Source organism: Collinsella aerofaciens (assembly GCF_041537385.1).
GTDB classification, from domain to species: Bacteria; Actinomycetota; Coriobacteriia; order Coriobacteriales; family Coriobacteriaceae; genus Collinsella; species Collinsella aerofaciens_BV.
In genome coordinates this window covers 58,771-82,200 of sequence record NZ_JBGORS010000005.1, presented here as the reverse complement: position 1 = coordinate 82,200, position 23,430 = coordinate 58,771, and the positions used below count along the sequence as shown (strand labels likewise).

The window sequence follows — 23,430 nt, the reverse complement described above, 5'->3', positions numbered from 1 at the left end:
ATCCGTTTTCCTCCGTCCCCATGGGATCAGCTCTCTGCCGAGTTGTGGTAGAACTAGGGAACGGTTTTGAGGAGGTTGGCATGCTCAATGCGATGATTTGGGCGCTTGCCTGTTTTGGCGTTGTCGCTGCCGATATAGCCCTGAGCGTGGTTCTGTTTTCAGTTCTCGATGCCGTATCGGTGCTGACGGGCTATCCGATCGACAATCTCGATATCCAATGGTTCCAGGCCGCCGCTCAGACGGCGTCGTTTTTGATGGCGCTGCTGTGGTGGCGCTATCTGTGGCCGCGCTCCTTCCTGGCGCGCCGGCAAGGTGAGCGCCAGCTCGGTGGGGGAGCAAGTGCTGCATGGAAGCGCATTGTCTGCGTTGTCGTGATCGGTCTATCCATGCAGGTGGTCATTAGCTACCTGTGCGATGGCGTGCTGTCGCTGCTGCCCGAGGTCGCGGCAGACTATAGTGAGCTCGTCGAGGAAACGGGCATGGGCGATACCAACCTTCTTGCCGTCCTGACCACGGTGCTCGGTGCGCCGTTTTGCGAAGAGCTCCTGGTGCGCGGCGTTATCTTTGAATTTTCGCTGCGTGCGTTTAATCCACAGTGCCGTCCGCTCTGGAAGCGCCGGCGCCGTGTGAACGCGCAGGATGGCGCCATAGTGCCCTGGGCGGCCCCGAATACCTGGGGCGTCGCCGCGGCAATCGTGTTGCAGGCGGCGGTCTTCGGCTTTATGCACATGAATTGGGTACAGGGCTGCTATGCGGGCGCTGCCGGCCTCATTTTTGGCTGGGTGCTCGTGACCACCGGAAAGCTCCGCTACACGATCCTGCTGCACTTTGCCTTTAACGCCGGGTCATACCTCATGGCCCTGCTGTGGTTTGTGAACACGCCGCTCGACGTGACAATTACGGTCGCTATCGCCGGTGTCATCCTCGTTGAGGCGATGCGCTCACTGCGCCAAGCGTGCCAACAGAGCGCTGCGACCACATCTACCGCATTCCCGCACTAATTGCGGCGTCCGCCTCCGTTGGCGCCCTGACGCCCCTGAGCTGCACGGTTGCGGCCTGCGGTGTTCTGCGCGCGCGACATGCCGCCGTGGCCCTTGCTGCCCTTGGGTCCCTTGCCGGCGGCGCCACCGTGCGGCTTGCCGCCCTTCTTGCCGGTGCCATGTCCGCCGCTGGCCGATGTCTCGCCCGGGCGCGGCGGCACGGGACGAATCAGGCAATGCTTGGTGTAGCCGATCAGATCGCGGCGGCCGGCCTTTTCCAGCGCCTCGCGCACCAGCTTGTAGTTCTCGGGCTTGCGATACTGAATGAGCGCGCGCTGCATGGCCTTCTCGTGCGGGTCGCGCGCTACATAGATCGGCTCCATGGTGCGCGGGTCCACGCCGGTGTAGTACATGCACGTCGACATGGTGGACGGCGTGGGGTAGAAGTCCTGCACCTGCTCGGGCATGTAGCCCATGTCTCGAACGGCCTCGGCAAGGTCCACGGCTTCCTTCATGGTCGAGCCGGGATGGCTCGAGATCAGATACGGCACCACATACTGCTTGAGTCCGTATTCGCGGTTCAGGCGTTCAAATTTACGGCAGAACGCGTCGTAGACAGCTCGGCTCGGCTTGCCCATTACGGAGAGCACCGCGTCGCTCACGTGCTCGGGCGCTACGCGTAGCTGGCCCGAGACATGGTGCTCCAGCAGCTCGCGCAAAAACTCGTCCGAGGCGTCGGCCATGGTGTAGTCAAAGCGGATGCCGCTGCGGACGAAGACCTTCTTGACGCCCGGCAGCTGGCGCAGGTCGCGCAGCAGCTGCGTGTAGCCGCTCTCGTCGACCACCATGTTCTTGCACACGCTCGGCCACAGGCAGTGCTTGTTCTTGCACACGCCGTGCTTGAGCTGCTTGTCGCAGGCCGGGCGGCTAAAGTTGGCCGTCGGTCCGCCCACGTCGTTGATATAGCCCTTAAACTCGGGATCGCGTGTGAGCAGCTCGGCCTCGCGCATGATCGAGTCGTGGCTTCGCATCTGCAACACGCGGCCCTGGTGAAAGGTGAGGGCGCAAAACGAGCACTCGCCAAAACAGCCGCGGTTGGAGCTAATGGAAAACTTGATTTCGGCAAAGGCCGGCACGCCGCCTGCTGCGTCGTAGTCGGGATGCCAATCGCGTGCGTAGGGGAGTTCGGCCACCTCGTCCATCTCGTCGGTGGTGAGTGTCGCCGACGGCGGGTTTTGCACCACATAGACGCTGTTGGGGTAGGGCTCTACCAGACGATGCCCGGTGATGGGGTCCATATTCTGCTGCTGCACGTTAAAGCTGCGCGCGTAGTTGAGCTTGTCGGCGGCAAGATCGTCCCAGCTGGGCAGCAGATCGTAGTCGTAGACCTCGTCGAGCGAGCTGGTGCGGTAGACGGTGCCGTTGATATAGGTGATCTGGTCGACGGGCAGCCCCGCGTCGAGCGCGTCGGCGATCTCGACGATCGCGTGCTCGCCCATGCCGTAGATGAGGATGTCGGCGCCCGAGTCGAGCAGTACCGAGCGCTTGAGCTTGTCCTGCCAGTAGTCGTAGTGGGCCAGACGGCGCAGGCTCGCCTCGATGCCGCCGATGATGATGGGGGCGTCCTTGAACGTCTGGCGGATGAGGTTGCCGTAGACCGTGACGGCACGATTGGGACGGCGCCCCTCCTCGCCGCCGGGGGTATAGGCGTCGGTGTGGCGGCGGTGCTTGGTCACCGAATAGTGGTTGACCATGGAGTCCATGTTGCCGGCACTGACGAGAAAGCCCAGGCGAGGCTCGCCGAGCACGGTGATGCTGGCGGGGTCGGTCCAGTCGGGCTGGCAGATGATGCCCACCTTGTAGCCGTGTGCGTCGAGGACGCGGCTGATGATGGCCATACCAAAACTGGGATGGTCCACGTAGGCGTCGCCGCAGATGTAGACAAAGTCGCACTGGTCCCAGCCGCGCGCATCCATATCGGAGCGGCTGACGGGGAGGAACTTATCGCGGCCTGGACGCCAGGGACGGACAGGTGCTGCCGGGGTATGAGTGGCGTGGCCGCCCTGGGCCTTACCGCCGCGCTTTTGCTGCTGGCCCTGTTTGCCCTGCTGACTGCGCTGGTTGTTCTGAGCGTGCTGAGGCTTTTTTGCCACGATCCCTCCCGGTGTTTGTATGCTGCACGTAATTGTAACCAGTCTTTTTGGGACGGGGCTAAAAAGACTGGTGGAGTACATGGGCTGGCGGATCAGCGTGTCGATGCGGGTGTCGGCGCCGCGCCCGCCGTTTGTTTCCAGACTGTGTATCCGCGCGTTGGGGAACTCGTCTCGCGCGCATGCCATGTTGTCAATGGGTTACAGTATGAACGGCGGCTATGTTTCCGCCAACGCACGAGAGAGTCGTCAACAAGGAGGATGCACGACGATGCAGCGTGCCAAACAGATATCGGAATCTATTGAGCTGGGCATCATCTTGGCGCTCGCCGGTGGCTTTATGGATGTGTATTCGTACATTGGGCGTGATCATGTTTTCGCCAACGCGCAGACGGGCAACATCCTGCTCGTGGGCGTGAGCATCTCGGAGGGTAACTGGGCGCTGGCGGGGCGCTACTTCTTCCCTGTGGTGTCGTTTGCCGTGGGCATTATGCTTGCCGACCTGGTTCACGAGCGGTTTGGCAGTGTGATTCACTGGCGCCAGGTGACGGTGTTCTTTGAAGCCGTCATCTTGCTGGGCGTGAGCTTTATCCCGGGCGGCGATTTCAACCTGCTTGCCAACTGCCTTACCTCATTTGCCTGCGGTATGCAGGTCGAGAGCTTCCGCAAGATCCACGGTCACGGCATCGCCACGACCATGTGCATCGGTAACCTGCGCAATGCGCTGCAAAACGTGGACGACTACATCATCACCCACAAGCGCGGCTTTTTGGAAAACGGCGTGCTGTACTTTGGCGTGATCTTTACCTTTGTGTTTGGCGCCGTGCTGGGCAACTGGTGTATTGAGCGCATGGGGCTGCACGCTATCGTCGTGGCGAGCGCGCTGCTGTTTGTCGCGTTTGCCATCATGTTTATCGACCGCGAGCGCGATTTGCGCTTTCGCTGGAAGCGCGCCTGCGAAGATTGGAAAGACGCCTGCCAAAAATAGTGGCAGGATGCGGCAAGGGGGCAGTCCCTTTGTCAGATAGATCGATAATGGGGAGGGGGCGGCCATCTCGGCCGCCCCTTTTTTGTTTAGTGGTCAGGTGGTTTCGATACCAGTTGTTGAAACGCTTTAACACTTTTGATGTTCTCGCGTGTTTTTTTGTTTCAAAAGCGTTAGGATGGGAGCCATAGCGTGGGGCGTAATGGGTGCCCCGCACACGATGGGAGGCTATCAATGGCTAATCGTTTCGTTCTCAACACTATTTCTTATCATGGTTCCGGCGCCATCAAGGAGATCCCCGGCGAGCTCCAGCGTCGCGGCTACAAGAAGATCTTCGTCTGCTCCGACCCCGATCTGGTCAAGTTTGGCGTTACCGCTAAGGTGACCGACGAGCTCGACGCTGCCGGCATTGCTTGGAGCCTCTACTCCGAGATCAAGCCCAACCCCACTATCCAGAACGTCAAGGACGGCGTCGAGGCCTTCAAGGCCGCCGAGGCTGACGCTATCGTGACCATCGGTGGCGGCTCCTCCATGGACACCGCCAAGGCCATTGGCATCATCATCAACAACCCCGAGTTCGCCGATGTCCGCAGCCTCGAGGGCGTTGCTCCGACTAAGAACCACGCCGTGTTCACCATCGCCGTGCCGACGACCGCCGGTACCGCTGCCGAGGTGACCATCAACTACGTCATCACCGACCCCGAGAAGGTCCGCAAGTTCGTGTGCGTCGACACCAACGACGCCCCCGAGGTCGCCGTCGTCGACCCCGATATGATGGCTTCCATGCCCGCCGGCCTTACCGCTTCCACCGGCATGGACGCTCTGACCCACGCCATCGAGGGCTACACCACCAAGGGCGCCTGGGAGCTCTCCGACATGTTCCACTTTGAGGCCATTAAGCTGATCAGCGAGAACCTGCGCGACTCCGTTGCCGAGGCCAAGTCCGGCCAGCCCGGCTCCGGCCGTGAGGGCATGGCTCTTGGTCAGTATGTCGCCGGCATGGGCTTCTCCAACGTCGGCCTGGGCATCGATCACGCCATGGCTCATACCCTGTCTGCTCACTACGACACCCCGCACGGCGTCGCTTGCGCCATGCTGCTGCCGATCGCCATGGAGTTCAACAAGCCGGTTTGCACCGAGCGCCTGGCCAAGGTCGCCGTCGCCATGGGCGTTGACACCACGGGCATGAGCACCGACGAGGCTGCCGACGCCGCCATCGCCGCCGTTAAGCAGCTCTCCGCCGACGTGAACATCCCGCACGTCTGCGAGGCCATGAAGGCCGACGAGATCGAGGTCCTGGCCAAGGACGCCATGGCCGACGCCTGCTTCCCGGGCAACCCGCGCGAGGCGACGCTCGACGACGTCATCGAGCTCTTCAAGAAGATCTGCCCGGCTGCCTAACTTGGTTCGGCGGACCCCTGCCCGTTAGCCCCACAATCGTCCTCGGACATGTCGGAAGCCCCCGTTGCGCACTTCGTGCGGCGGGGGCTTCCTCTGTCCTGCGGAAAGATTGCGGGGCTAACGGGCAGGGGGCCCGCCGGCTCGTTATCGTGGCGGGCGCAGTTCTGGGGAGCTCGATGGGTCATCTCGCTAGGTAAAAAGATGATTCGCGGTGGTATTGTTGCTGTGGGTTTAATTCGATATGAAAGGGTGACTTTGGTGTCCAAGATGGATTCTACGCTCTCCTATATTACTGACCAGTTGAAGGTGCTTACCTCGATTGCTTCGCCTACGGGCTATACCCGTGCGGCGACTGATTATCTAATGGAAACGTTGCGCGAGATGGGGTTTGGGCCCGAGCGTTCAAATAAGGGCAATGTGCTTGTTGAGCTTGGTGGCGAGGGCGAGCCGCTCGTATTGGCGAGCCATGTCGATACCCTGGGCGCCATGGTGCGCTCCATTAAGGACAATGGCCGCCTGCGCCCCACGACGCTTGGTGGGCACCAGTGGTCTACGGCCGATGGCGAGAACTGCACCGTCTACACGCGTGACGGCAATGTGTATACGGGTGTGGTCCTCAACACCGAGCCTTCGGCGCACGTGGCCGACGAGCCGGTCAAGACCATCGAGAAGAACATGGAAATCCTGCTCGACGAGAATGTCGACAGCAAGGACGACGTGCTTGAGCTGGGCATTCAGACGGGCGATATCATCGCCATGGATCCGCGTACCACGGTGACGGAGAGCGGCTACATCAAGAGCCGCTTCTTGGACGACAAACTGTCCGCGTCGATTCTGCTGGGTCTGGCCCGTTCCGTTGCTGGCGGCGAGGTGACGCTTTCGCGCAAGGTGTCGCTGCTCTTTACGGTGTACGAGGAGGTCGGCCACGGCGGCGCTTTCGTGCCGGCTAACACGCGCGAGATGATCAGCGTTGACATGGGCTGCGTGGGCGACGATCTGGGCTGCACCGAGCGCATGGTGTCGATCTGCGCCAAGGATTCGGGTGGTCCGTACAACTACGACCTGGTGACCACGCTGTCCAATATCGCGCGCGAGCTTAAGCTCGATTACGCCATCGACGTGTACCCGCACTACGGTTCGGACGTCGAGGCCACGCTTTCTGCCGGCTACGACATCCGTCACGGCCTGATCGGCCCCGGCGTGTACGCGAGCCACAACTACGAGCGCAGCCACATGGACGGCGTGCGCAACACCTACGAGCTCGTCCGCGCCTACGTGCAGCGCTAGGGGAGCAGCGGCCTCGGCTGGCACAGCAGTACCGACCGAGGCCGCCCTCTGTAAGTTGCGGTGAAATAGGGGGCAGTGCTGTTATCTCTGCACGTGCCGTAGCACCTCAACGGCGGCGCTTACCTCTATCGTGCGGCGCTCGAGACCGCGGCGGATGGCCTTGAGGCGATTGCCTGCTGTTGCCCATGCGCTTTGTGAGAGGATTTCGACTGCCTCGTCGACGAACCCATCGAGATGCGACGCATCGAACCAATCGAGCGAGTCAGCAAATGCTAGCTGAGTGGAAGGGTCCGGACCAAACGGTTTGGCGGCAAATCCAAACTCCCCGGCAACGAGCACGGCGGTTGGCACGTTGTACCACAGGCAATTGCCACTATCGAACAGCGGTGCAGGCCGCATTTCCAGCGTGTCGACATTGCGGATGATGCCGAAGTTTCGCCAGTGGCGGTCGCTGTTGGCCAGGAGGGCATCGCAGACAATCATCTGCGACATGGATTTTCTTACCGTGGCTTCGTCAGCCCCGTGTCTGCCAAGAAAGCGACAGTATCGATCGTATGTTGAGTTTCCTCGCTGGCCACCGAGTGCGTCCCTGATATAAGCGGCCGGCACGTATTCCTCACGGCCATTAAGAAAGTCATCGCATAGGCATACGGGCCCGTCGAACATGCGCTCGACCGTATAGGGAACAAACTCACCTTTGGATAGCAGACGCCGATGTAGAGCTGTTGCAACCGCCTCGTTAAACGGTCGCTGATCGTCCATTCCGCATCCTTTGACCAGGATGCGAACGCCATTGCGGATCATCCAGGTTTTGGGGAGCTCGCCCTCGGACGTATTGTCAGGATTTTTGAGTCCGATGCCCTCAAGCCAGCCTGAACGATGCTCGGGTGCCGACCGTTCAAAATTGTTTTCGAAGTAATTGAGGTGCTGCCAATTGAGCTCGTCGCAGTCGACCGGTCTTAGCCAATAGCAATCCGAAAGCGAAAAACCCAGGCAACGAACGGGCACTTCAATACCGCTGTCAATTCCCAGCTCGCGATAGCGCGAGATGAGTCCGGGGCGGACGTCGGGCACCGACCGGTGACTCCACCACGTGTTGAGTGCTCGTTTATTCACCGTTGGAGAAGAACTCGAGCACGTGCCAAACGGCATCCTTCGTGCATCGAGTATGTCGGCAATTTCAAAGGAAAACTCGCGCGTTGGATCAAACGAGACATGCGCGACCTCGTGGTCGGCTGACATCAACGTGAACTTGCGCCCTACGTCAGCTGCGGGACGGCGCCCACGCTTACGGACCTTTTGATAACCAATCGCGGAATCGTACTGAACCATTTTCCGCCCACCGACGATATCGAACGCGAGCGTTCCCGATGCAGCCAGTTGCGATATACGGGCCTTCGTAACGCCCAGCAGGCGCGCGGCGTCACCCATGGTTATATAGTTGGAAGTACTCATCTGCTGCATCACCTCGTTAAGTATTCTAATCGTTAAATATAGCAAGCACAAACATCATAATACTTAACAAAGTTGCGGTGAAATAGGGAGTGTTTAGCGGCTTGAAACGCTTAAACAGTCTCTATTTCACCGCAACTTATCGAGGAGTGCTGTTATTTGATGGCGCCGGTCACGGTGCCGCCACCCAAGACGACGTCGCCGCGGTAGATAACGACTGCCTGGCCGGGGGCGATGGCTCGCTGCGGCTCGTCAAATGTCAGCAGCATTTGCCCGTCGGCGCCACGTGTAAGGGTTGCTGCCTGGTCCTTTTGACGGTAGCGATACTTGGCGCCCACGCGAATGCCGCCGGACGTGAGCTCTGCCTCCATGTGGTCGGCAGGGGCACTCCAGATCCAGTCATTGGCCGTGAGCGCTGTGGCCGTCAGGTCGTCGACCTCGCCCAGGTGCACAATGTTGTTGGCGGCGTCGACGCCCGTTACGTACACGGGATGCGCCATCGCGACGCCCAGGCCCTTGCGCTGGCCGATGGTATAGCGCAGCGCGCCGTTATGGCGTCCGACCACGCTGCCGTCGCGCCATACAATATCGCCCGGCTCGGCGGCATGTCCGCAGCGGCGCTCGATATAGCCCGCATAGTCGCCGTCCGCGATAAAGCAGATATCCTCGCTCTCGGCTTTCTTGGCGTTTATGAAGCCCTGCTCGGCGGCAATGCGGCGCACGTCGCGCTCTTTGTCCAGCCCAGCCAGCGGAAAGATCGTGCGCGACAGTCGCTCCTGCGTGAGCGAATACAAAAAGTAGCTCTGGTCCTTCTTAGGGTCCTCGCCGCGGTGCAGCTGCCAGGTTCCGTCGGACGCCTGGCTCGTTTTGGCGTAGTGACCTGTGGCGATGTGGTCGCAGCCCATATCGAGTGCCGCATCGAGCAGCGCGCCAAACTTAATATGGCGGTTGCAGATGATGCATGGGTTGGGCGTCAGCCCCTCCTGATAGGCAGTCACAAATCGCTCGATAACGTTGCGGTCGAAGGTCTGCTGCAGGTCGAGCACATGGTGGGGTATCCCCAGGCGCTCGGCGACGGCCTTTGCATCGGCGATGTCGCGGTCGACCTTACTCATGCTCGCAACGGGATCGGGCGCGGGGCAGGTGAGGCACATGGTGGCACCGACGCATTCGTAGCCCTGGCGCTTGAGCAGGTAGGCAGTCACGCTGGAATCGACGCCGCCGCTCATGGCGACGAGCACGCGCTTGTTGTGCATGGGGAGGTTCTCCTTGGTGGCATGTGGCCAAAAAAGAAAAGCGGCGCGGGAGGCTGGTTCCGCGCCGCAGACATTGTAGCAAGTTCGGACGTTTCGTGGGGCGCCCTGATGGGATGGGCTCCGACTGCCGGGAGAGAGGAGACCGGCTCGTCCCTGGGCTCAACCTATGGGCGACAGGCCTTAGTCCTGGAAGAGTGCCGTGGACAGGTAGCGCTCACCGGTATCGGCGAGCAGCGCCACGATGGTCTTGCCCTCGTTCTCGGGGCGCTTGGCCAGCTGCAGCGCAGCCCACACGGCGGCGCCGGACGAAATGCCCACGAGCACGCCCTCCTTGTGGCCCACGGCGCGGCCGGTGGAAAAGGCGTCGTCGTTCTCGACGGGGATGATCTCGTCGTAGACCTGGGTGTCGAGGACGTCGGGCACAAAGCCGGCGCCGATACCCTGGATCTTGTGCGGGCCGGCCTGGCCCTTGGAGAGCACCGGGGAGGTGGCGGGCTCGACGGCGACGACCTGAATCTCGGGGTTCTGCTCCTTGAGGAACTCGCCCACGCCGGTCACGGTACCACCGGTGCCAACGCCGGCGACGAAGATGTCGACCTCGCCGTCGGTGTCATCCCAGATCTCGGGGCCGGTCGTGGCCTTGTGGATGGCGGGGTTGGCGGGGTTCACAAACTGGCCGGCGATAATGCTGTTGGGCGTCTCCTTCTGCAGCTCCTCGGCCTTGGCGATGGCACCCTTCATGCCCTTGGAGCCGTCGGTGAGCACGAGCTGTGCGCCGTATGCCTGCATAAGTTTGCGGCGCTCGACGGACATGGTCTCGGGCATGGTGATGATCACCTTGTAGCCGCGAGCCGCCGCCACCGAGGCGATGCCGACGCCGGTGTTGCCGCTCGTGGGCTCGATGATGGTGTAGTCGCCGCCGCGCACGAGCTTGCCGGCCTTCTCGGCCTCGTCGATCATGTTCTTGGCGACGCGGTCTTTGACGGAGCCGGCGGGGTTGAAGTATTCCAGCTTGACGAGTACGCGGGCCTTGAGGTCCTCATCGGCCTCAAAGTGAGTGAGCTCCAGAAGCGGGGTGTGGCCGATAAGCTGATCGATGGACGTGTAAACATTGCTCATGGTGAACCTCCAAAGTGTTCAAATGACTGGATACCGTGTGGTTTCACGGTGCGTGTAACAGCGAAACCCACAAACCTTATGGGTTGTTCTTTTTGCTGTTGGCAAGCATAGTAGACAGTAAAGCCTAGTAACGCAATAGGAAATAGAAGATTATTACGAGTCGATTAACCAGCTTGACGGGAATAGGTATTTTCAAAACCAATTTTTCGGCTAGAATTTCTACGAATTAAAAGACCGAAAGGCAGCACTATATATGTTGGTTTCCACAAAGGGCAGATATGCCCTGCGCGTTATGGTCGACCTGGCCGAGCACCAGGCAGCAGGCCGCATTCCCCTCAAAGAGATCGCCGCGCGTCAGGGGATTTCGGAGAAATATCTGGAGAACATTTTGGCCACGCTCGTGCGTGCCAATATGCTCTCGGGCATGCGCGGCAAGGGCGGCGGCTATGTGCTCACGCGCCCGCCCGAGCAGTACACGGTGGGCGAGATTTTGCGCCTGACCGAGGGCAGCCTGGCGCCGGTCGCATGCCTAGACGGCGACTGCAAGGGCTGCTCGCGTTCGGACGAGTGCCCCACGCTCGACGTGTGGAAGAACCTGGACAAGCTCATTAACGACTACCTCGACGGCGTGACGCTCGATGCGCTCGTAGCCCCCAACGAGGGCTACGACTACGTCATCTAGCCCCACCTGCTATTGGGGGACGGGGTAGAAATGGTAGATTTTCCTGCCCTCTGAGGCTCGACAAATGACAAGGCCGCCCATCGTTGCGATGGACGGCCTTCTTTTGGCGTGTTGTGGCGGTCCGTATCCGGTTGCTTTAGTTCCTGGCGACGCTGTCGAGAATGCTGCGCATGATGGATACCAGGACGCTGCCCATAAAGGCCGATCCAAAGCTGGCAATGGAGATACCCGCGCCCAGCAGATTGACCGACAGGTAGCTGGCCAGCTCGAGCATAAAGCTGTTGACTACGAGCTGAAAAATACCAAGCGTGATAATAGTGAGCGGCAGCGAGATGACCGTCAGGAACGGCTTGACGAGCGAGTCGACGATGTTGAGGAACAGTCCCACGAAGGCAAAACACACCCAGGCGTCGGCCATGCCGAAGGGCTGAATGCCGGGGACGAGAAACGTTGCGATCGCGATGGCGATTGAGGTAAAGAGCCAGTTAAGCATAAAGCGCATGGTGTGAATCCTTTCTTGCGCAAGACGTGGCAAAGAGGCGTGAGAGGCACATGCCTTTGCAACTCGGATAGATGCGCGGGCATGGCCCTGTTTGGGCGCCCATTGTCTCAGATATTCATGGAGCTTGCGTGCGCATTCGGTTTCAAAACGGCGTTCGTCCTAGAAAACGCGCCGCTGGCAGAGAGTCTTGTCGCTTTAGTTTGGTGGTGTGCTACACTGCTACGGGCAAAAGCCACAGGCGTTGCCCTATTGCATAGAACGGGCGAACGATGTCCGATGTCAGTATCAACTTCGATGCCTTTTGGCGGGTTTGGCGGTGATCGATGAATATCGAGAACATGTTTGACAAGCCTGATGTCAAGCAGCTGGTCCACGCATTTAGCCTTTTGGACGACGAGAAAGATATCCAAGCGTTCTTGACCGATATCTGCACGCCGCGCGAGATTTGTGATCTATCGCAGCGTCTGCAGGTCGCGCGTTACCTGGACGAGGGCGAGCCCTATGTCGAGGTTCAGGCGCGTACCGGCGCTTCGTCCACCACGGTGAGCCGCGTGTCCAAGGCGCTCAACGGCGAGTACGGTGGCTATCGCAAGATCCTCATTAAACTGGAGGATGGCGAGTAGGCCGCGCCAAAAACGAATTGTGCAAAACCGCTCCTCCGGGGGCGGTTTTTTGATCCCCTGGGGACGGAGGAAAACGGATCACCGGGTTAGACTGACCCCCTCGGTGATCCGTTTTCCTCCGTCCCCAGGGGATCAAATCTGTTGGCGTGGGGCAAATCTGTCCGCTTGGGCGGGTAGGATGGATACATTGATTATTGCGAACAGTTTGAGCGGAGGACCATGCCTGTTCGAATCTATACCACCAATGCCGGCACGGATTTGAGCGATGCCGAGTCGGCGTTGCTTGCCGACCTTATTGTCCGCCACGGACGTGCCGTGCTGCTGGCGCCTACGTTTGCCGAGCTCGACCTGTGCCGTCATGATGCGGCGGAAGCCGGGGTTTCACTAGGTATCGACTACAAGACGCCTACATCGTGGCTTCGCTCGCTTTGGGAGCTTTTGGGCGACGGGCGCGGTTTCGTGGACAACCTGCAACGCCAGATGCTGTTTTCGGACATGGTAACGCGTCTCGACGATGCCGATTTGCAGCCGCTTTCGCGCAGCCAGGGCACGGTGCGTATGCTTGCGCGCATGGCCCGCGACGTGCTGCCGGGTGTGGCGGGGACGACGGCCGAGCGATGCCGTGGAAACAATTGCCAGCCTGAGCCAAAAAGCGATGCCGAGGCTCGTGTGTTCGAGCTTTTGCGCGCATATGCGGACGGTTTGGACCGTCGAGATATGGTCGAGCCCTGCGAGGCGGCCGACATTATGGCCGGTGTCCTGGCCGATAGCCTGCCGGCGTGCACTCGCGCCGTATGCGTGCGCGGTATCACGTCGTTTACGCACGGCCTGCTCGAGCTGCTGTCTGCCGTGGCGAACAATGGGGGAGAGGTCGTCGTGCTGCTTGCCCGCGAGCAGGCGGCGATGCGCGAGGAGCTTGCCGTGGCATTTGATGCCCGCGGTGTGCTGTTTGAGGTCGCGCCGCTGGGGGAGGACGCCGTCGCGTCTGATGCCGCTTGCGGGACCGCCGCTCAGCCTGCCTTTATTGAGGTCGCCGGCCCCCATGCCCGTGCTCATGTCTATGCGGACGCCATCGATAAGTTGGTGAAAGCGTACAAGGAGTCCAAGGCCGATAAAGCTACTGCAATGCCCGCCGACCCCGTGCGCGTGCTCGTCGTTTCTGCCCGGGCACCCCAGCTGTTCGGTGAGCTCGCCTCTCGTCTGGCGGCTCGCCATATCGCTGCCGAGACAACTGAGTTCACGGCGTTTTCCCAATCCATTGCGGGCAGGCAGTTTGCGGCGCTTGCCGGCCTGATCGAGCGCATGAAGGCCGCCGATGAGGGCGCGGCGTCAAAGACCGAGTGGTGGCCCGCGCCGGAGCTTACCGACTGGATCTACAGCCCGCTTTCGGGCGCCGATGCCGTCAGTGCCCGTACCTTCGATAAGAATATGCGTCTCTCGCGTAGCAAGACTACCGCGAGCGTTAAGAGCCTGCTGCAGAGCGTTCAGGGCCAGGTGAGGGGCGCGCGCAAGGCGGCGAGCGACGACAACTGGTTTAAGAACGTACCGTGTGTGGTTTCGGACGTGTTCCAAGCGCTGTGGCGTGACAAGCCCGTGACGGCGCTCAAGGCCATGCTTGCCGTTGCCGAGGCGTTGCCCGATCGCGCCCTTGGAGGCCTTGACGGTCAGGCTCGTCGCCAGGCGGAGGTGGCCTTGCTGCGCCACGTCATCGACATCCTTATGAATGGCGCCCGCGTGCTCGACGTGTCGCAGGCCGCGACCGTGCCCGTGCTCGATGGCATTCGCACCAAGGTGGACAAGCGTAGCACCGCCTACGATTACGAGACCTACGAGGTTGACCGTGCGCCACGTGCTCAGGTTCGTTTTGCTTCGCTTGCCGATGCGGCGGCTCTGCGCCCCGGCAGCTACGAGGCCGTGCTGTTTGCCGATGTCGATCTGGACAGCTATCCGCTCTCACACGAGGAGGGGCCGCTGGCCACGCTGACGGCGAGCCTTGGTCGCGAGGGCGTGACGCTTGAGCCCGCGGCCTTGCTGCGCGTGCGCTTTGGCCACGCGATGCAGGCGTCACGTGGCTCGGTTGCGCTTGCCCGCGTGACGCACGATCGCCAGGCGCGCGAGTGCTATCCGGCTGCCGTGTGGACCGAGTTGCGGGCGCATGCCGAGGCCGCTGACAACGCTAAGGCCGCTGACAACGCTAAAGCCGCTGGCGCCGACAAGGCGAAGTGCGTGGGTGAGGGCGATATCGTAAGGGACTTCGATCCCGCGGCAGGCGAAGGTCTCAAGCGCGAACGCGTGACCTGTGAAGCCCCTCAGCATCTGAGTGCCGAGGCCGTGCCGTATTTGGTCCTGCGTCGTCGCGATGGCGAGGGCGAGGACGCGCCACTCGTGCCTCGCCTGACGTCCGCCTCGCAGATCGAGGCCTATTCCACCTGCCCGCTGTGCTGGTTCGTCTCGTATCGCGTCAAACCTCAGTCCATCGATGCGGACTTTGGCAACATGGAGAAGGGCAACTTTGTCCATGACGTGCTGGAGCACTTGCATGCACGTCTTCCGCAGGAGGGCATGGAGCGCGTGACGCCCATGAATCTGCCGCGCGCGAAGGAGCTGCTGCACGAGGTCTTTGCCGAGACCCTGGCCGAGCACGCCGGCAAGCGCGGTACCGAGGGCCCGCTGGTGCCGCTCTCTCCAGTGGAGGAGCGCCAAGTGGCCGAGATCTTGCCGCAACTGGAGGGCGTGCTCGCCTACGAGTCCGAGGCGCTCGCGCCCTTCGCGCCGCGCTACCTGGAGTTTGCGTTCAACGAGCTCCAGGTCGAGTATGCCGGCTGGCCGCTCGGCGGGCGCATCGACCGCGTGGATGTGGACGCCGAGAACCGCGCTGTGGTGATTGACTACAAGCATCGTTCGGGCGTCGAGGAGTTTAAGCTCGCCGACCCCACGGTGCGCGACGAGGAGTCGGGCGAGGCCCCCATCGACGATCCGCGCTGGCTGCCGCCCCATACCCAAACGCTCATCTACGCCCAGGCCATGCGCCGGGCGCTGGGTCTAGATGCCCGTGCGGCGCTCTATTTTTCGACCAAGGGCGGCAAGCCCGCACTGCGTGGTGCCGCAAGTGCCGAGTTGCTCGAGGAAGAGCGCGGCGACGGCCGCATTCCGGGCCTTAAGAAGGGCTTTCCGGGCGAGGGCGGCAACATGGACTTCGATGCGCTGCTCGACCGCGTGGAGGCCGGCATCGCCGAGCGCTTGCGCGAACTCGAGGCGGGCATCGTCGCCGCTGTCGACCCGACGTCGGCGCAAGCCGCGCATGCGCGCTGCTCGTATAACCACGAAGGAACGTTTGTAAGGAGGGACGTGTAGACCATGGATCTTTCGACCTTGATGCCGCAACAGCTGCAAGTCGTCAAAACGCTCGACCGCCCGCTGTTTGTCTCGGCGGGTGCCGGCTCGGGCAAGACCTTTACCCTCACGCGCCGCATCGTCTATGCGCTCTCGCCCGAATCCGGTCCGTTTGTCGAGCATCTGGACCAGGTGCTCGCCATTACCTTTACCAAAGACGCCGCGGCCGAGATTCGCGACCGCGTGCGCCGTGCGCTTATCGAAGAGGGCATGGACGAGGAGGCCCTGACGGTCGACGACGCTTGGATCTCGACCATCCACGGCATGTGCTCGCGTATCCTGCGCGCGCACGCGCTGGAGCTGGGCATCGATCCTGAGTTCACGGTGCTCACCGATACCGATGAGCTTATGGATCAGGCTGTCGAGCATGTGCTGGGGCGCGCGACGGCGCCCGATGCCGCGCCCGAGCTTGCCGCCTCGCTTAAGGCCCTCTACGCTTGGTATCCCATGGCGGGCGAGGGCGGGCCGTTTGGCGCCGGTACCACCATCAAAGGCCTGGTGCGCGACCTGTTGGAGCTATCGAGCCAGCTGCCGGGCGGCATGGACGATGTGTGCGTGGCGCGCGGCCAGGCCGACACCTCGGCGCTTGCCGATGCCTATCGTGCGGCGCTGGGCGCAAGCAAGGCCACGACCGAGAAAGCGCAGGCGGCACTCGACGCCATCGACGCGTTTGAGGCGAGCGGCAAAACCATGGAGGATGCGGCGCGACTCATGATGTCGTGCAGCATGCCGCGCGCGAGCAAGGCGTTTCCTAAGGAGCAGGTGGAGCTACTCAAGGCCGAGGCGGCTGATGCGTTTATCAATATCGTGCTTGCCTGCGGCGGTTCGGCGCTCGATGCGCTGGTGGGGCTCGCCCGTGCCGTAGAGGCGGAGTACCGTGCGCTCAAGGCCGGCCAGTCCGCGCTCGATAACAACGACCTGCTGCGCATAGCGTACGAGGCGCTGCGCGACTACCCGGCTATTCGAGCTGCCTATGAGGGCCGCTTTAAGATGGTCATGGTCGACGAGTTTCAGGATACCGACCAGATGCAGGTCGATCTGATTCGCTATCTGACGGGTGCGGGCGAGCGCGCGCTGTGCACCGTGGGCGATGCACAGCAGTCGATCTACCGATTCCGAGGCGCCGAGGTCGAGGTGTTCCGTCGTCAAGAGCGCAAGGTGGGCTCCTCTGCTGCGCCCGAGGTGACTGCCGTGGCCGACGCCCCTGCTGGCGAGCTCGTTAAACTCGTGCGCAACTTCCGCAGCCATGACGAGGTGCTGCGTTACGTAGCACGCGTCTTCGACGGCGATACCGGTGGTTTGATGCAGGGGTTCTTGGATCTTGAGCCGAGTGACGATCGCGAGGACAAGCTCAAGGCAAAGGCTTCGCGCCGCCAGGCGCTGCTCGTTGCCGGCGGCAGCACCCAGGAACGAACGCAGGCGAAAGCCCGTGCGATTGCGGAGCGGTTCCAAGCGCTCGTTAAAGCTGGCCAGTCCCAGGGCAGCATGGTGTTGTTGCTGGGCCGTATGACTAATGCCGACGTCTACGCGCAGGCTTTCCGCGACCAGGGACTCGACTGCGTTATCGCGGGAGGTTCGGTCTTTGCCCAGGCTGCCGAGGTCCAAACGGTGCGTGCCCTGGTGTGCGCGCTTGCCAATCCGGCCGATACGGCGCAGGGTCTCATGCCACTGCTGGCCTCGCCGATGTTTGCACTCGGCGCCCAGGAGTTCCTAGTGCTGGCGACCAAGCTCGACGAGCAGACGGGCGAGACGTCGCGTCGCAACATCGATGCGGGCATCATGAGCGATTCCGATGTGCCGGGTTTGCAGAACCTGCCGCTCGTGACGCGTGCCCGCGAGGTGCTGCGCTACGCGCTTCGTCGCGTGGGACGTGATTCGTTCGCCGCCATCGCGCGCGACGCGGTCAATGCCTCCGGCTGGTTCGTGCGCCTGGCGCAGCGCGGCCCCGAGGGGAAGGCCATTGCCGCCAACGTGCTCAAGGCGCTCGACGCCGTGGCCGAGGCAGAGGCCGAGCTCGGCAATTCTCCGCGCTCCATCGCGCTCGCCTTCGACCGCTTCTTGGCGGGCAAGGAGGCTCCGGGCGCGCTCAACGAGGAGGGCGACGGCGCGGTGCGCATCATGACGGTGCACGCGTCCAAGGGTCTGGAGTACCCGGTCGTAGCGGTTGCCGAATGTTTTGGCGTGCGCAAATCGTCCGGTGCGGCACAGTTGGGTCGCGTCGACGGTGGGGCGCAGGTCGTGGCGCTGCCTGCTCGTTTTGGTGGCGTTAAGCTCGCCGACGGTACCTTCGTGAAGGGCGACGACGTCAAAAAGCAGTTTGAGCATGCGTTTAAGGGCAAGGGTACGTCGCTGTGGCTGCCGCCGGAGCTCATGGAGGACGTCTGCGCGACGGGCTCTCCCGCCGAGGCATTTGCCCGCCTGCGCAACGACGACCTGCAGCTTTCGCTCGAGGAGCGGGCTCGCTTGCTCTATGTCGCCATGACGCGAGCGCGCGAGCTGGTCATTCTGGCGATGGATGTCGGCGTGAGCCGCGGCAAGGTGACGGCGCCGACCTTCGATGTCGAGACTGATCTGACCTACGACGTGCTGCGCCGCATCCTGCCGACCGACAGCCTGGACATGCCGCAGCTCGATAGCGACCGTTTGGTGTTCGACAACTCCAAGCCGGGCGACTACGAGCTCATCTCGCTGGCGGACTTTACGTTTGGCGAGCAGGCGTTTGAGGCCAACGCTTCGCTGGATGTCGAGGGCAGGCTTGTTCGTGGCGATGCGGAGCCGGAGGGTGCCGGTGCAGATGCCCGCGCCGCCGTTCCCGGTCCTGCCGACCCCGAGCCCGATGCGTTTGAGCTCGTGTATCCCCAGGCGGTGGGCGTGCGCATGGGCACATGCCCGTATCCGGCGCGCGATTCGTACAGCTACTCGTCAATTGCCGCGGTGCTGCATGCCGAGTCCGAGGACCGTGCCGCCGAGGCACACGTGCCCATGGACGAGGCCGGCGATGATGCGGAGTCGGATGGTTCCGAGATGACGGATGCGGACGTGGCTGCTGTCGAGCCCGCCGGCAACCCCATGGCGCTGGGCTCGGCGTTCCATGCCGCCTGCCAGTGGCTGATCGAGATGGGTGCCGATGAGCTGCCCGCCGCGCGTGCCGATGCGCTGGCGCGTCTGTGGCGCCTGACGCCGGAGCAGCGCGAGCGCTTCGACGTTGCCCTGGACCGCTGGCTCAAGTCGGCGGTCCGTGCCGAGCTGCTTGCCTGGCCGTGCGTTCGCGCCGAGGTGCCGTTCTTTTCGCTGGGCTGCGAGGACGAGGACATCGCTCGCTACGGTGCATATGCCGAAGGCGCCATCGACGCTTTGGCGACGAACCCGGCGGATTCGTCACGCGCGCTGGTCATCGACTACAAGACGGGCGGCACGCCGGACGAGACGCCGGAACAGCTGCAGGAGAAGCACGCCCTGCAGGCGCGCGTCTACGCTGATGTTCTGCACAAGGCGGGCTTTAAGACGGTGACCGTCAAGTTCGTCCGCGTGGAGCAGCCGGATCCAACCATCTTCGTCGAACCCGCCGAACCTCAAGTGGTCACCTACAACCTCTAGCCCTCAATAACTTGCGGTGGAATACGGACTGTTTTGGCCAAAAAAGCCGCCAAACAGTCCGCATTTCACCGCAACTGCAAGAGGAGCCGTGTGGGTTTGGGCTAGGTTCGGGTGCCGTCCGCGCCGTGCGGTAGAATCGTAACCCTAATATCACGAACCCGCATCGGAGCTCATTACATGGCATTTGTCCATCTGCACAATCACACTGTTTTCTCCATGCTCGACGGCGCAACCCGTATCCAGGATATGGTCAATCGTGCCGTTGAGCTTGGCATGCCCGCCGTGGCCATTACCGACCACGGCTACATGTACGGCGTGCCCGACCTGGCGCTGGCCTGCGACGCCGTTAACCACAACACGCCCGAGTACAAAACCTGGAGTCACGACAAGGCCTTCTTGGAAAAGGACCGCCGCGACGAGCTGGTGGAGCCCGATCTCGAGGCAAACCCGCGCGAGCATGCCCAGTATGTGAAGGACATGGCCATGTGGGACGAGAAGGGCAACATCGACGAGCTCAAGCCGCCGCTGGTCATCAAGCCCATCTTTGGCTGCGAGGTTTACTTTACGCCGGACGAGACGCTCGCCCGCGACCATAAGCCCGAGCTCTACCACATGATCCTTCTGGCCAAGGACCAGGAGGGCTACGTCAACCTGATGCAGACGGTCTCCGAGGCCGCCGTGCAGGGCTTTTACTACAAGCCGCGTGTGACGCTCGACAACCTGCGCCGCCACGCCAAGGGCATGATCTGCACGAGCGCCTGCATCGCGGGCATCATTCCCAAATACATCGACCGCGGTGACATGGAAGGCGCCATCAAGTGGGCCGAGACCTTCCGTGACACCTTCGACCCCGGCGACTTTTATATCGAGATCCAGGAACACGGCATCACCACCGACAACGGCCTGACCGACGAGCAGATGGACCGCGCGCTCATCGATATTGCCAAGCAGGTGGGCGTCAAGGTCATCGCCACCAACGACTTCCACTACCTGCGCCGCGAGGACGCGCCCGTGCAGGACGTCATCATGTGCATTGGCATGAACGCCAAGGTCGACGACCCCAACCGCATGCGCATGACCGGCTCGGAGTTTTACATGAAGACCGAGGAGGAGATGCGGGCGATGTTCCCGTATTGCCCCGAGGCCTGCGACAACACGCTCGAGATTGCCGACAAGTGCTATGTGGAGCTGGACTGGGACTCCATCATCCTGCCGCGCTTCCCGTTGCTCGATCCCGGCGAGACGCACGAGAGCCAGTTCCGCCGTGAGTGCGAGAAGGGCCTGCGCCAGCACTATGGTGACGATTGGGCCACGCGCGAGATCTGTGGCGTCAACATCAAAGAGCGCTTTGAGTACGAATACAAGGTCATCTGCGACAAGGGCTTTGCCGCCTACTTTTTGATCGTCGCCGAATACGTGCAATGGGCCAAGGACAACGGCATCGGCGTCGGCCCTGGCCGTGGCTCGGCAGCCGGCGCTATCGTCGCCTACGCCATGAACATCACCGCGTTTGACCCGCTCGAGAACGGCCTGATGTTCGAGAGGTTCTTGTCTCCGCAGCGTACCGAGATGCCCGATATCGATATGGACTTCGACGATGAGCGGCGCCTCGAGGTCGTGGAGCACGTTCGCCAGCTCTACGGCCCCGAGAAGGTCACCCACGTCATCACCTACTCGACCATTAAGGCCAAGCAGGCCATCAACGACGCCGCGCGCGTCCTGGACTACCCGGTCTACATGGGCCAGCGCCTGTCCAAGATGGTCTCGAGCGACCCCAAGGTCAAGCTCAAGCAGGTGCTCGAAAAACAACCCGGCAAAGAGGATCTGTTTAACCCCGACTTTGCCGAGGCCTATAAAAAGGACGACGACGCCCGCCGCATCATCGACACGGCGCTCTCGATTGAGGGCCTCACCCGTGGCGAGGGCGTGCACGCGTGCGCCGTTCTGATCTGCCGCGACCCCGTCAACGAGCATGTGCCCACCAAGCTCGACACCAAGGGCGGCGTCGAGATTACCCAGTACGAGGGCCATACCGTTGCCGACATGGGCCTGCTCAAGATGGACTTCCTGGGCCTGCGCACGCTGACGGTTATCTCCAAGGCCAAGGCAAACATCAAAAAGAACTTCGGCATCGACATCAAAGAGGAAGAGATTCCCTTTGACGATCCCGAGATCTTTAAGCTCATGGGCTCCGGCCACACCGCCGGCGTCTTCCAGGTCGAGTCCGCCGGCATGACGGCCACGATCAAGAACATGAAACCCACCGAATACAAGCACGTCGTGGCATTGATCGCTCTGTACCGCCCGGGCCCGCTGGGCGCCGGCATGGTTTCGTCCTACATCAACCGTATGAACGGCAAGGAGCCGGCCGTCTCCTACGACGACCGCCTGGACGACATCCTGGGCGAAACCTACGGCACCATGGTCTACCAGGAGCAGGTTATGCTCATCTCCGTCGAGATGTGCGGCTTCTCCAAGGGCGAATCGGACTCGCGTATCCGTAAGCCCGTGGCTAAGAAAAAGATCAAGCTGCTCACGTCGACGGTGCTCCACTGGGAGGATGGCTCGGACGAGACCACCTACGACCACTGGATGAACGGTGCTATCAAGAACAACTACACGCGCGAGGTCGCCCAGAAGATTTGGGACGATGTTCTCGAGTTCGCGTCTTACGCCTTTAACAAGTCGCACTCCGCCGGCTACGCCATCCTGGTTATGCAGACGGCGTGGCTCAAGGCGCACTATCCGCACGAGTACATGGCGGCCGTTCTGACGTCCTACACGGGCAAGACCGACAAGATCGTTCATTACGTCTCGGCGTGCCGCCACGACGGCATCCCCGTGCTGTCGCCAGATGTCAACGAGTCCGGTACCGAGTTCACGGCTACCAAGGAGGGCGTGCGCTTTGGTCTGGCCGGCATTCGAGGCGTGGGCACCGGCGTGGCGCAGGCGATTATCGCTGAGCGCGAGGCGGGCGGCCCGTTTAAGACGCTGCACGACTTTGTCGAGCGCGTGGACTCCAGCCAGGCAAACCGTCGCGTGATCGAATCGCTCATCAAGGCAGGCGCCTTCGACTCCACGGGGTATCCGCGTCGCCAGATGATGCACTTTGTGGATAAGAACAACCCCGAGAACATCATCGATGCAGCCGTGAAGCGCCAGAAGGATCGCGCGAGCGGCCAGACGTCGTTCTTCGACATGTTTGGCGATGTTGAGGGCTCGGGCTTTGAGGTGAGCGTGCCCGATCCGGATGGCCAGGAGTGGGACCGCCACCTTAAGCTGAGCCAGGAGAAGGAGGTTCTGGGCATCTATGTCTCGGACCACCCGTTGCGCCCGTTTGAGTATGCGCTAGCCAAGGCGCGCGACTTCTCGTTCTCGCAGATCGACACCGGTTACGAGGTGCAAAACCCCACGGGCGGTACCATCAACCAGGAGATTCCCGAGGGCAAGGCGCTGTGGTGGGCCGGTATGGTCTCGAGCGTGTCCAAGCGCGTGACCAAAAACGGTGACCCCATGGGCATCGTGCAGCTCGAGGACATGGAAGGCGAGGCCACGGTCGTGGTGTTCCCCAAGACCTACAAGGAGGCCGAGGGGTACCTGTACGGCGAGGTCGATCCCGAGACCGGCGCGCAGCTGTCCGATGCGTTTGTGCGCATTAAGGGCAAGCTTGAGCGCTCGGACCGCGGCGATCAGATCATCGCGCAGGAGATCGTGCCACTGGAGCTTAATGAGGAGAACAACAAGCCCAAGGTGTTTGAGGTCATGGTGCCCAACAGCCGCTTTAGCCAGGGCAATATGGCGCGTCTTGCCACGGTGCTTACCGCCAACCCGGGCGGCGACCGCGTGGAGATCTTTATCGAGCAGGTGGACGGGCGTGTGCTGCGTGCCGAGGTGCCGGCCAAGGTCAACGCACGCTCGATTCCGCTGTTGGCAGAGGCAAAAGCCATCGTGGGTAACCAGGGTCGCGTGACGGTGATCTAAGGGCGACCTTGCTGGTCCGCGC

13 protein-coding genes and 1 pseudogene are annotated in these 23,430 nt (G+C 61.9%); 9 read left to right on the top strand and 5 right to left on the bottom strand.

The genetic code is table 11. The annotated features are described in order from the left end of the window. Window positions 1–80 precede the first annotated feature (80 nt). Window positions 81–1,001 carry a CPBP family intramembrane glutamic endopeptidase gene (locus ACEG18_RS07505; protein ID WP_372542086.1) on the top strand — a complete coding sequence of 307 codons (921 nt, stop codon included), beginning with the start codon at window positions 81–83 and terminating at the stop codon, window positions 999–1,001. Here ACEG18_RS07505 and ACEG18_RS07500 read toward each other — a convergent pair. Next, window positions 998–3,133: a YgiQ family radical SAM protein gene (locus ACEG18_RS07500; RefSeq protein WP_372542084.1), complete on the bottom strand. Its 2,136-nt coding sequence runs from the start codon at window positions 3,131–3,133 to the stop codon at window positions 998–1,000. The two genes, ACEG18_RS07505 and ACEG18_RS07500, sit on opposite strands and share 4 nt — an antisense overlap. A gap of 268 nt (window positions 3,134–3,401) precedes the next feature. Between ACEG18_RS07500 and ACEG18_RS07495 the strand changes: the two genes are divergently transcribed. The 3 genes from ACEG18_RS07495 to ACEG18_RS07485 all read left to right on the top strand — a co-directional run bounded on the left by ACEG18_RS07495 (window position 3,402) and on the right by ACEG18_RS07485 (window position 6,803). Next, a complete protein-coding gene (locus ACEG18_RS07495; protein ID WP_372542083.1) occupies window positions 3,402–4,118 on the top strand; it encodes a YoaK family protein in 717 nt (238 codons plus the stop codon). 231 nt (window positions 4,119–4,349) lie between these two features. After that, window positions 4,350–5,516, top strand: a complete 1,167-nt coding sequence (gene fucO, locus ACEG18_RS07490; protein WP_117759609.1) for a lactaldehyde reductase — start codon at window positions 4,350–4,352, stop codon at window positions 5,514–5,516. Between the two features lie 267 nt (window positions 5,517–5,783). Then, window positions 5,784–6,803 carry a M42 family metallopeptidase gene (locus ACEG18_RS07485; RefSeq protein ID WP_372542143.1) on the top strand — a complete coding sequence of 340 codons (1,020 nt, stop codon included), beginning with the start codon at window positions 5,784–5,786 and terminating at the stop codon, window positions 6,801–6,803. Between the two features lie 81 nt (window positions 6,804–6,884). Here the strand turns inward: ACEG18_RS07485 and ACEG18_RS07480 are convergent, their stop codons facing one another. The 3 genes and pseudogenes from ACEG18_RS07480 to cysK all read right to left on the bottom strand — a co-directional run bounded on the left by ACEG18_RS07480 (window position 6,885) and on the right by cysK (window position 10,630). After that, window positions 6,885–8,258: a hypothetical protein gene (locus ACEG18_RS07480; protein WP_372542081.1), complete on the bottom strand. Its 1,374-nt coding sequence runs from the start codon at window positions 8,256–8,258 to the stop codon at window positions 6,885–6,887. 152 nt (window positions 8,259–8,410) lie between these two features. Beyond that, window positions 8,411–9,514, bottom strand: a pseudogene (mnmA, locus tag ACEG18_RS07475) (tRNA 2-thiouridine(34) synthase MnmA); the annotation flags it as partial. 177 nt (window positions 9,515–9,691) lie between these two features. After that, on the bottom strand, window positions 9,692–10,630 hold the full coding sequence (cysK, locus tag ACEG18_RS07470) for a cysteine synthase A (RefSeq protein ID WP_368131337.1): 939 nt from the start codon (window positions 10,628–10,630) through the stop codon (window positions 9,692–9,694). Window positions 10,631–10,883: 253 nt separating this feature from the next. On the opposite strand from cysK, the gene ACEG18_RS07465 reads away from it, so the two are divergent. Further along, entirely contained in the window at window positions 10,884–11,312 is a 429-nt protein-coding gene (locus ACEG18_RS07465) for an RrF2 family transcriptional regulator (RefSeq protein WP_055250949.1), read from the top strand. Window positions 11,313–11,448: 136 nt separating this feature from the next. Here the strand turns inward: ACEG18_RS07465 and ACEG18_RS07460 are convergent, their stop codons facing one another. Next, window positions 11,449–11,814: a phage holin family protein gene (locus tag ACEG18_RS07460; RefSeq protein ID WP_372542080.1), complete on the bottom strand. Its 366-nt coding sequence runs from the start codon at window positions 11,812–11,814 to the stop codon at window positions 11,449–11,451. 323 nt (window positions 11,815–12,137) lie between these two features. Here ACEG18_RS07460 and ACEG18_RS07455 point away from each other — a divergent pair, with 323 nt between their 5' ends. From ACEG18_RS07455 to dnaE, 4 genes are all read left to right on the top strand, one after another. Next, entirely contained in the window at window positions 12,138–12,437 is a 300-nt protein-coding gene (locus tag ACEG18_RS07455; protein ID WP_022094855.1) for a YerC/YecD family TrpR-related protein, read from the top strand. Window positions 12,438–12,656: 219 nt separating this feature from the next. Beyond that, on the top strand, window positions 12,657–15,791 hold the full coding sequence (locus ACEG18_RS07450) for a PD-(D/E)XK nuclease family protein (protein ID WP_372542079.1): 3,135 nt from the start codon (window positions 12,657–12,659) through the stop codon (window positions 15,789–15,791). A 3-nt stretch (window positions 15,792–15,794) separates the two neighbouring features. Next, the gene (locus tag ACEG18_RS07445; RefSeq protein WP_372542077.1) at window positions 15,795–19,427 is read left to right on the top strand and encodes a UvrD-helicase domain-containing protein; all 3,633 of its coding nucleotides are present in this window, start codon (window positions 15,795–15,797) and stop codon (window positions 19,425–19,427) included. 177 nt (window positions 19,428–19,604) lie between these two features. Further along, on the top strand, window positions 19,605–23,408 hold the full coding sequence (dnaE, locus tag ACEG18_RS07440) for a DNA polymerase III subunit alpha (protein WP_372542076.1): 3,804 nt from the start codon (window positions 19,605–19,607) through the stop codon (window positions 23,406–23,408). Window positions 23,409–23,430: the final 22 nt, after the last annotated feature.

Excerpts from the sequence above, each read along its gene's own strand:
- ACEG18_RS07505 (WP_372542086.1), top strand. The coding sequence starts at position 81 with ATGCTCAATGCGATGATTTGGGCGCTTGCCTGTTTTGGCGTTGTCGCT.
- ACEG18_RS07495 (WP_372542083.1), top strand. The coding sequence starts at position 3,402 with ATGCAGCGTGCCAAACAGATATCGGAATCTATTGAGCTGGGCATCATC.
- fucO (WP_117759609.1), top strand. The coding sequence starts at position 4,350 with ATGGCTAATCGTTTCGTTCTCAACACTATTTCTTATCATGGTTCCGGC.
- ACEG18_RS07485 (WP_372542143.1), top strand. The coding sequence starts at position 5,784 with ATGGATTCTACGCTCTCCTATATTACTGACCAGTTGAAGGTGCTTACC.
- ACEG18_RS07480 (WP_372542081.1), bottom strand. The coding sequence starts at position 8,258 with ATGAGTACTTCCAACTATATAACCATGGGTGACGCCGCGCGCCTGCTG.
- cysK (WP_368131337.1), bottom strand. The coding sequence starts at position 10,630 with ATGAGCAATGTTTACACGTCCATCGATCAGCTTATCGGCCACACCCCG.
- ACEG18_RS07465 (WP_055250949.1), top strand. The coding sequence starts at position 10,884 with ATGTTGGTTTCCACAAAGGGCAGATATGCCCTGCGCGTTATGGTCGAC.
- ACEG18_RS07460 (WP_372542080.1), bottom strand. The coding sequence starts at position 11,814 with ATGCGCTTTATGCTTAACTGGCTCTTTACCTCAATCGCCATCGCGATC.
- ACEG18_RS07455 (WP_022094855.1), top strand. The coding sequence starts at position 12,138 with ATGAATATCGAGAACATGTTTGACAAGCCTGATGTCAAGCAGCTGGTC.
- ACEG18_RS07450 (WP_372542079.1), top strand. The coding sequence starts at position 12,657 with ATGCCTGTTCGAATCTATACCACCAATGCCGGCACGGATTTGAGCGAT.
- ACEG18_RS07445 (WP_372542077.1), top strand. The coding sequence starts at position 15,795 with ATGGATCTTTCGACCTTGATGCCGCAACAGCTGCAAGTCGTCAAAACG.
- dnaE (WP_372542076.1), top strand. The coding sequence starts at position 19,605 with ATGGCATTTGTCCATCTGCACAATCACACTGTTTTCTCCATGCTCGAC.